The organism is Pseudomonas sp. Y24-6, from assembly GCF_020295325.1.
Classification (GTDB): Bacteria; Pseudomonadota; Gammaproteobacteria; order Pseudomonadales; family Pseudomonadaceae; genus Aquipseudomonas; species Aquipseudomonas gregormendelii.
In genome coordinates this window covers 1-8,689 of record NZ_JACBXG010000029.1, presented here as the reverse complement: position 1 = coordinate 8,689, position 8,689 = coordinate 1, and the positions used below count along the sequence as shown (strand labels likewise).

Sequence of the window (8,689 nt, the reverse complement as noted above, 5' to 3'; positions counted from 1 at the left end):
ACCGACGGTTCCGGTAGCAATGTCACTTCGACCCTGAACATTACCGTTGTGGGTGTGAATGATGCACCGATCGCCGCACCGGTTACCGTCACAGGTACCGAAGACACCCCGCTGGTCCTCGGCTGGTCGACCTTCGGCGTCCGCGATGTCGACAGCCCCGACGCCAGCCTGGGTGTAAAAATTACCGGCCTGCCGGGTGACGGCAAATTGCAGTACCTGAACGGCTCGACCTGGACCGACCTTACGCCTAACCAGATCATCACCAAGACTGACATCGACGCGGGCAAGTTGCGTTTCATGCCAGACACCAACGAGTCTGGCGCCAACGGTAACCCCAACGGCACGGGCAACAAGCTGGCTGACTACGCGCAGATCCAGTTCCAGCCAACCGACGGCTCGCTGCTGGGCAACACCGGCACGATCAAAATCGACATCACCCCGGTGGCAGATGCACCAACGCTGAACGTCGCCAGCAACAACGTCACCTCGACGGGCTTGATCAAGGAAGTCTGGACCGGCCTGGCTGGCCTGGGCACCAACGGTAACGGCGCGCCATCCGACACGCTGAAATCGGTGATCGATGCCGCCGGCAAACCAAACTCCAGCACCACCGTCGGCAACGTGCAATCCAGTGGCGACGTGGCTGTGGGCACCGCGTCGAAAACCTCCGGCCTTATTTACCTTGAAGCCGGCAAGACTTACACCTTCAGCGGCAGCGCTGACGACAGTCTGTTGGTGACGATTGGCGGCAAGGATGTAGCCAGCGCGCTGTGGGGTAAAGGTGGAGCCATCTCCGGCGCAGGCTTCAAGCCGACCACCAGCGGCTACTACACCATCGACATCTACCACCACAACCAGAGTGGCCCGGGCAGCTATGACGTCAACCTGTCGATCAACGGCGCCGCCGCTGTCGACCTGAGCAGTTCCGGTATCCCGCTGTACACCGGCGTGGCCAACCTGGCCGCATCCGGCGTGACGGTGTCCGAGCTGCACGGCGCTAACGGTGAAGGTTACTACGAGGGCTACAAGCTCAACGAAGGCGCGGAGAACGGCAGCGTACACCTGTCGAAGATCACCACCGCACTGACCGACACCGACGGCTCGGAAAGCCTCAGCGTGACCATCAGCGGCTTCCCGAAAGGGATGGTGCTGAGCGACGACGCGGGCCACACCTGGACCGTGGGCACCGATGGCAAGGCGATAGTGACTGGCTGGAACCTGGCCAACCTGACCCTGACGCCACCTGCTTACTACAACGGCAAGTTCGACCTGACCGTGACCTCGACTTCTACCGAGCAACTGGGTGGTTCGGCCTCGAGTACGGCGACGATTCCGGTCACCATCTACCCGGCGACGTACAACCCGATCACGCTGACTGCGGGCGACGACGTTCAGGACGGCACCTTCGGCAACGACATCATCGTGGCGGACATCGCCGGGCTGACGACGACACCGGGCCAGAACTACAACATCGCCTTCATGGTCGACAGTTCGGGCAGTATGAGCTCCGCCTCCGTGACGTCGGCCAAGAACTCCCTGATTGCGGTGTTTACCTCGCTGATCGCGAGCGCCACATCCCAAGGTGCAAACCCTGGAACCGTGAAAGTGTTCCTGGTTGACTTCGATACGCAGGTGAACAAATCGATCTCGGTCGACTTGTCGAGCAAGGGCGCGCTGGACAGCTTGAAAACAGTGCTCGAGAGCATGAAATCCGGTGGCTGGACCAACTACGAGGACGTGTTCAAGACCACGGCCAACTGGTTCCACAGCGAGGAGGCGCTGAGCAACTCGAATGCGACCAACCTGACTTACTTCATTACTGACGGTGAGCCAACTGCCTACACGTCGTCTGAGCAGGTCAATCCAAAGGTCGTCGACTATCACTGGTCGAACACCAACACCGACATCAATCTCGACAGCCTGATGAAGGCCGGTGATTACACGCCTGGTACCGCGTTCAACACGATGATCGGCGGCAAACTCCGGACATTGGTTGATGCCAGCGGCAACGTTTACAAATGGACCCAGGACATTCTCGGCAACTGGACATCTTCGAAGGTCGACAGCGACTTGAAGATTCACGCGCAGGGTGATGGGACTTACGAGCTGTCTTACAACGACGGCGAAGGCAGGGTAGATCGCCCAAGCGCCACTAACGCAGGACTGGCACTGGCACTGTTCGCAGCCGCCAACTCCACCGTACAGGCCATTGGCTTGAACAACTCAGTTACCGAAAACGACCTGGCTCCGTACAACACGACCAAAGGCAAACCGCTGGCCAACATCAACCCTGATGACCTGGCTAACGCGATCCTCGGCCACAGTGAGGCCACAATGCCAGGTAGCGACACCATCAACGGCGGCGATGGCAACGACATCATCTTCGGCGACCTGGTGAGCTTCAACGGCGTTACCGGTGAGGGCTACACCGCGCTGCAAGCGTTCGTCGGCCAGGAAACAGGTGTCGAAACCAACAAGGTCACCCCAAGCAACGTGCACCAGTTCGTGACCGAGAACTACAAGGCGTTCGACATGTCCGGTGCCCATGATGGTGCAGATACGCTGCTGGGCGGCACCGGCGATGACATCATCTTCGGCCAAGGCGGCGACGACAAACTGTACGGCGGCAATGGCAACGACATCCTGCTCGGCGGAACCGGCAACGACCTGCTCGACGGTGGCGATGGCAATGACATCCTGATGGGTGGCAAAGGCAACGACACCCTGATCGGCGGTCTGGGTGGCGATACCTTCGTCTGGAAAGCAGGCGACACCGGTACCGACGTGATCAAGGACTTCAAGGCCGCCGAAGGCGACCGTATCGATCTGCGTGACTTGTTGCGGGGCGAGACCGGTAGCACCATCGACAACTTCCTGAAGATCACCACGGCGGACGGCGTGTCGTCCCTGGAAGTGAACTCTGCCGGCAAGTTCAACAGTAATGACGCAGCAGCTGCCAAGGCCGATGTGACGATCAAACTCGAAGGCAACAACTGGTCTACCGCCAACCTGCACAACCTGATTGCCGGTAGCGATCCGACCATCAAGGTTGATCACAACAACAGCTGATAGCCAGCGGATGGCCGCCCAAACCGGGCGGCCGTCACGTTTGCGACAATCACCCCGGTGACGATTTCGTCGTCGCACCGCATACTCGTGCGCAGTTGTCCTATGCTGCTGACAGCATGAAGCTGGTCCATTTCTGAGGGATGCTCAATGTTTTACGTGCAACGCGATGCGCAAGGCCAATTAGTGCGCGTGGAGGCGGCGGTTTACGCCGAGGCCACCGAGACGCTGCCCGCGGATCATCATGAGATCCAGGCGTGGTACGCCAACGAAGTGATGGAAGTCAGCCTCAAACAGCTCAAGCAGAGTGACCTGGAAATGATCCGGGTACTCGACGACTTGATTCAGGTGCTGACCAGCAAAGGCGTGATTCGGGTGACGGACTTGCCGGCGGCGGCGCAGGCCAAGCTGATGGACCGGAACCAGGCGCGTGAGGCGTTGGGTGGATTGAGTCACTTGATTGATGATGAAGAGACGGGGTTGATTTAGGACCGTTGCCAAAGCAAAAGATCGTCCGATAGCGGCCCGAGCCTTCGGACGATCTTTTGTGCTTCTGAAGTGTTTACTGCCAGGGCTTGGGCTCACCAAACAACTGCCCCTGCACCCCGTAAAGCCCCATCTCGCGAATCACCGACAACTCCCCTTCAGTCTCGACCCGCTCAGCTATCAGCGGCAGATCAATGCTGTGCGCTGCGCGCTGGATCGCCTCGATGAACAGGCGCTTGTCGCCCTCCTGATCAATCGCACGGATGTAGCTGCCATCGATCTTCAGGTAGGCCAGGCCGAGGCGTGCAAGGTTGCCGATCATGCTGAAGCGTCCGCCAAAACGTTGCAGGCTCAGGGAGAAACCCAGTTCACGCAAACGCTTGGTCAGTTGCTCGAGCACGGCTTGCTCGGGAATCTGTTCCTCGCCGATTTCCAGGGTCAGGCGCGGCCCCATGTTCGAATGTGCGCGCAAGATCTCGAACACCTTGTTCAGCATCTGCGGATCCGCCAGCGTGGCCGAAGACAAGTTCAGCGCCAGTGACTCGTCATGACCGGCCATTTGCTCCAGCACCAGTTCCAGCATCAGCCGGTCCAGGCGTGCGGTCCAGCCAAAGCGCTCCAGCCAGGGCAGGAAACGCCCCGCCGGGATGGTCTGGCCCTGATCGTCAATCAGCCGCGACAGCACCTTGTAGTGCAGCACCAGCTGCGGGTCCTGACTGGCGACTACCGGCTGGAAGTACAATTTCAGGCCTCGATTTGTCAGTGCCTGATCCAGCAGATTGTGCCAGGCATGGTGGTCATCCGCGACGCGGGAAGAGGCGCTGTGATCCAGGCAGGCCCAGCTCGGTTCACCCTGGGTTTCCGCCTGCGCCAGAGCCTGGTCGGCTAACCCGATGACCGCCTGCGGTGAGTCACCATGGACAAACGGTGCCAGGCCCAGGGAGGCAACCGAGGCCACATCGGTGGCACCCGTGGCATGCAGGCTCGCCAAGGCGCTGTCGAGATTGCGCGCCAGTTGCAGCGCTTCTTCGCGGACCAGCCCAGGGGCCAGCACGGCAAACTCGCCGCCGCGAATGCGCGTGACCAGGTTGTGAGTCTCGGGATACTTGGCGCACTCCCGCGACAGCTGCTCGCCGACCGCAATCAGCAACTCGTCGGTGCGCTGACCGCCGAGACGCTGGTTCAGACCGGCCAGATCCTTGACCCGTAGCAACAGCAGATAACCCGAGCTGGCCTGCTCCGGATTGCTCACCCGGGCATTCAATTGCATCTCGAAGTACCGCCGATTGGCCAAGCCCGTGAGGTTGTCCTGGTACGATTCGATTCGCAGTTTTTCACTGCGCTCGGCCTGCTCCTGGAACAGCGCCTTGAGCTTCTCGACCATCTGGTTCATGGCCTGGACAACGCGTCGCAATTCGGGGGTGCGCGGCAGGTCCGGCAGGCTGAGAAACTCACGCCGGGCAATCGCGTGGGATTGCTTGACCATGTAGTCCAGGGGCTTCAATTGCCGACGCAGCAGCAGCGCACCCAGCACCGCACTGACGGCGCCACAGAGCAGCAACCAACCCAGGCTGCCCAGTGCGCTCTGCCACAACTTGGCCAATGCAAACATTGGGTGACTGACGACCTCGACCCGCGCCGCCTGCTCCCAGCCACGGCTGACGATGGCATCACCACCGGCGGGCTCCAGCCCGATCAGCTTGACGAACCAGTCGGGCACGTTGGTCACCGCTGGAATGCCGCTGCGCTCCACGATGACGTTGTCGTTGCTGACGTCTATCACCCGAATGCTGGCGTAGTAGCCACTGTCGAAAATCGAGCTGACCAGCAGCTCGACCATCGCCGGGTCATCAATATTAGGCGTCAGGGACAACGCCAGGGCCGTCGCTGCATCCTGGGCGTGGGAGCGCAGCTGGTTGACGTATTGGGTCCGCGAGCTTTCCAGGCTGACCATGAAGCTGCCAGTGAAAGCGACTACCAGGAACAGACAGATAGCGATCAAAAGCTGTTTGAACAAAGACATCTGAGCGCGTGCTCCTAGTTAGTCGTCTCGACCGGAAAACCTTCGGCCTGCATTTTCTTTAACACATCCTGCCAGCGGGACAGGCGTTTAGTGTCGCTGACTTTCTTGTTGCCCTTGGCGCCCGGAAGGTACAACCCTTCTGCGTTGAAAGAGTAGACCGGCAACAGGTCGGTTCGTTGATTGGCGGGCTTGATTGCATCGATCAAGCTGTCGAGCACCAACGGCATCGCCTCGGGACTCGAATAGTAGGTCAATACCATATGCGCGCGATTCTGGCGCAGGGCCTTGACGTAGGTGATGCGCAGTTTGTCACTGGAAACACCAAGATGGCGCAGGCTGAAATACTTGGCGATGGCATAGTCTTCGCAATCTCCTGCGCCCTTCCACAACGCTTCGACCGGCGTCTCCCAATAATCAACCTCGTTCCACAGGTCGATATCCTCCACATAACGCACTTTGCGGTTGAAGAACTGATTAACCAGATTGAGCTGCTCGAGTTCACCGACCTGCTTTTGTGTAGCCAATAAATGCTGCCAGGCGTCAATGCGTTGCTGCCCTTCGCCCAAGGGCCCGTACAATGCCTGGGCACGGCGACTGATCAGCGAGAAATCCCAATCGGCATGCAGGCCGCCCAGCATGACGCCAGCCAGCAGCAGGGCGCATGAGAGCCAGCGCAAAGTCCGAGGGATCGCGAAACGTACCGCCAATGCGAGGCATCCAGATCAGGCAGGTGGAATTCGGTTGATGGTGCAGGTTAGCCCGACAAAAGACAATGGCACGATGAGATCACTGATAGCGCGCTAAACTTTCAGGGAGGCCGCCGGTTTGACATCTTGTCCGACAGTCTCTAGTGTAAATTTGGATCCAATATCATTAAAACTTATTCAGGGTGCGTTGTGACACAAAAGCCCAACCCTCTAGGCAGTATCAAGATCAACGCGCCAATCCCCGCACACATGGCCCGCGCGGTGATTGAAGAGACCTTGCGCTCGGCGATTCTCGACGGCCGAATCCCGTGTGGCACAGCGTTGCGCCAACAAGACCTCGCGGATTTCTTCGGGGTCAGCCGCATGCCGGTTCGCGAAGCACTGCGTCAGCTTGAGGCGCAGTCGCTGCTGAGCGTCATCGCACACAAAGGCGCCGTTGTTGCGCCGCTTGTTCAAGGCGATGCGGTGGAAACCTACGCACTGCGCATTCTGCTGGAGTCGCAAGCACTGCGTCTGTCGATCCCTCTGCTTACAGCCGAGGACATTGAACAGGCAGCGCGGCATATCGATGATCTCGAGACAGAGCGCGACTTTACCGAGATCGGTCGTCTAAATCGCCTCTTCCACATGGCGCTCTACAGTAAAGCGCCCAACCGCAGGCTGTTGCGGCTGGTGGAGGAGGGGCTGAATGAAGAGGAACGCTTCCTGCGCTTCAATCTGGAGGCGATGAACCTGGGTGAATTGTCCCAGGAGGACCACCGGGCGCTGTTGCGCGCAGTGGGGGACCGTGATGTCGAGGGCGCAGTGCGCTTGCTTGAACAGCACCTCAATCGTGCGGTGGAAGTGATTACGCGTTATCTCAATAGCCCCGAGCAATAGCCGTTCCAAGAAGGTTTGATCGATGTCATTCGACAGACGCGGGGCGATCAGTTGCGTAATTGGCTTTCGGTGAAAGACAATGCGACTAATTATCATTGTGACATCCGGGCAGCCGCATCATGTCTTCATCACCGTTGGCAGCACAGATGCCTGATCAACATGTCGTGAGACAGGCTATCCACTGGCTCCTGCGCTTGCGCAACAACGCTGGCAATTCCCGGCTGCGCCTGCAATGCGATGCATGGCGCGCGGAGCGCCAGGAACACGAACTGGCCTGGCAGCGTGTCAAATCCCTGCAGGCCGAGCTGAACAGCGATCCGCGCGCCATACCAGGCGCCCCGGACCACTTGAATACCTCGCCAGCCAGTGCCTTGGGCGTAGGCCGCCGGCAAGCCCTGAAGATGCTCTCGGGCTTGCTGCTGGTGGGTTCGACAGCCTGGTTGGCCAAGGACGCATACCACTGGCAACAATGGACCTGCGACTTCGCCACCACCACTGGCGAACGACGTGGTTTCCAGCTGCCTGACGGCACCCGCCTCGAGCTCAATACCGCCAGTTCGGCAGACCTGGATTACACCCCTCATCAGCGACTGATCAAACTGACCCATGGCGAGATACTCGTGACCTGTGGCGGGATCGATCAAGCCGCCTCGTTTGATCGTCCGTTAAGAGTGCAAAGTGTTCATGGATTGTTCGAGGGAGTGGATGCCCGGTATGTCCTTCTTCAGGAACCGAACCACACCCGGCTCAGCGTAACGGCCGGCAAGGTGATCATTCATTCACCAGTGTCCGCCGCTGGCGTGCCCATTGAGGTGCGTCCCGGGCAAAGTTACCTGGTCGATCACCAACAAGCGTCGCTGGCGTCACCGCCTGACCTGGAGCCAGGTTCGTGGGTGGACGGCCTGATGGTTGCGCGAAATATGCGTCTCGCGGACTTCCTGGACGAACTGGGCCGCCATCGGCATGGCCACCTGAGCTGCGCCACAGATATTGCCGACCTACGCCTCACCGGGGCATTCCGTCTGGACGACACTGACCAGCTCCTCGTTGCCCTGACGCACGCACTTCCCGTCCAGTTGCACTACCGAACGCGCTGGTGGGTGACCCTGCAAGGCAGAGCCTGAGTCATCAGTGATGGGCAAGTGGCATTGATAGGGTGCTAAACGACAAAACCCCTGTCTGCGTTAGCAGACAGGGGTTTTGGAATTCNTCTGTGACCCGCCCGTTACAGCAGTAACGTGCAGGTGAAAATGAGTGACTTCGACAAAAACAAAACCCCTACCTGCATACGCAGATAGGGGTTTCGGAATTTAATCTTGACGATGACCTACTCTCACATGGGGAAACCCCACACTACCATCGGCGATGCATCGTTTCACTGCTGAGTTCGGGATGGGATCAGGTGGTTCCAATGCTCTATGGTCGTCAAGAAATTCTGTGACCCGCCCGTTACAGCAGTAACGTGCAGGTGAAAATGAGTGACTTCTACAAAAACAAAACCCCTACCTGCATACGCAGATAGGGGTTT

Annotated in this window: 6 protein-coding genes and 1 rRNA gene; 4 read left to right on the top strand and 3 right to left on the bottom strand. The window is 59.1% G+C overall.

Features of this window, described 5'->3' with window-relative positions:
* Both HYI44_RS28925 and HYI44_RS28920 read left to right on the top strand, forming a co-directional pair.
* The coding region (locus HYI44_RS28925) for a type I secretion C-terminal target domain-containing protein (RefSeq protein ID WP_225571179.1) at nt 1–3,069 on the top strand (3,069 nt) is incomplete at its 5' end.
* Nucleotides 3,070–3,216: 147 nt separating this feature from the next.
* A complete protein-coding gene (locus tag HYI44_RS28920; RefSeq protein ID WP_122840834.1) occupies nt 3,217–3,555 on the top strand; it encodes a tryptophan synthase subunit beta in 339 nt (112 codons plus the stop codon).
* A gap of 73 nt (nt 3,556–3,628) precedes the next feature.
* On the opposite strand, the gene lapD is transcribed toward HYI44_RS28920, so the two are convergent.
* A complete protein-coding gene (lapD, locus tag HYI44_RS28915; RefSeq protein WP_122840833.1) occupies nt 3,629–5,575 on the bottom strand; it encodes a cyclic di-GMP receptor LapD in 1,947 nt (648 codons plus the stop codon).
* Between the two features lie 14 nt (nt 5,576–5,589).
* Nucleotides 5,590–6,282 (bottom strand): cysteine protease LapG, encoded by a 693-nt coding sequence (gene lapG / locus HYI44_RS28910; RefSeq protein ID WP_122840832.1) that lies wholly within the window; start codon nt 6,280–6,282, stop codon nt 5,590–5,592.
* 189 nt (nt 6,283–6,471) lie between these two features.
* On the opposite strand from lapG, the gene HYI44_RS28905 reads away from it, so the two are divergent.
* Nucleotides 6,472–7,161 (top strand): GntR family transcriptional regulator, encoded by a 690-nt coding sequence (locus HYI44_RS28905; RefSeq protein WP_122840831.1) that lies wholly within the window; start codon nt 6,472–6,474, stop codon nt 7,159–7,161.
* Between the two features lie 146 nt (nt 7,162–7,307).
* Entirely contained in the window at nt 7,308–8,285 is a 978-nt protein-coding gene (locus HYI44_RS28900) for a FecR domain-containing protein (protein ID WP_225571178.1), read from the top strand.
* Nucleotides 8,286–8,475: 190 nt separating this feature from the next.
* On the opposite strand, the gene rrf is transcribed toward HYI44_RS28900, so the two are convergent.
* Nucleotides 8,476–8,591 (bottom strand): 5S ribosomal RNA (rrf, locus tag HYI44_RS28895).
* Nucleotides 8,592–8,689: the final 98 nt, after the last annotated feature.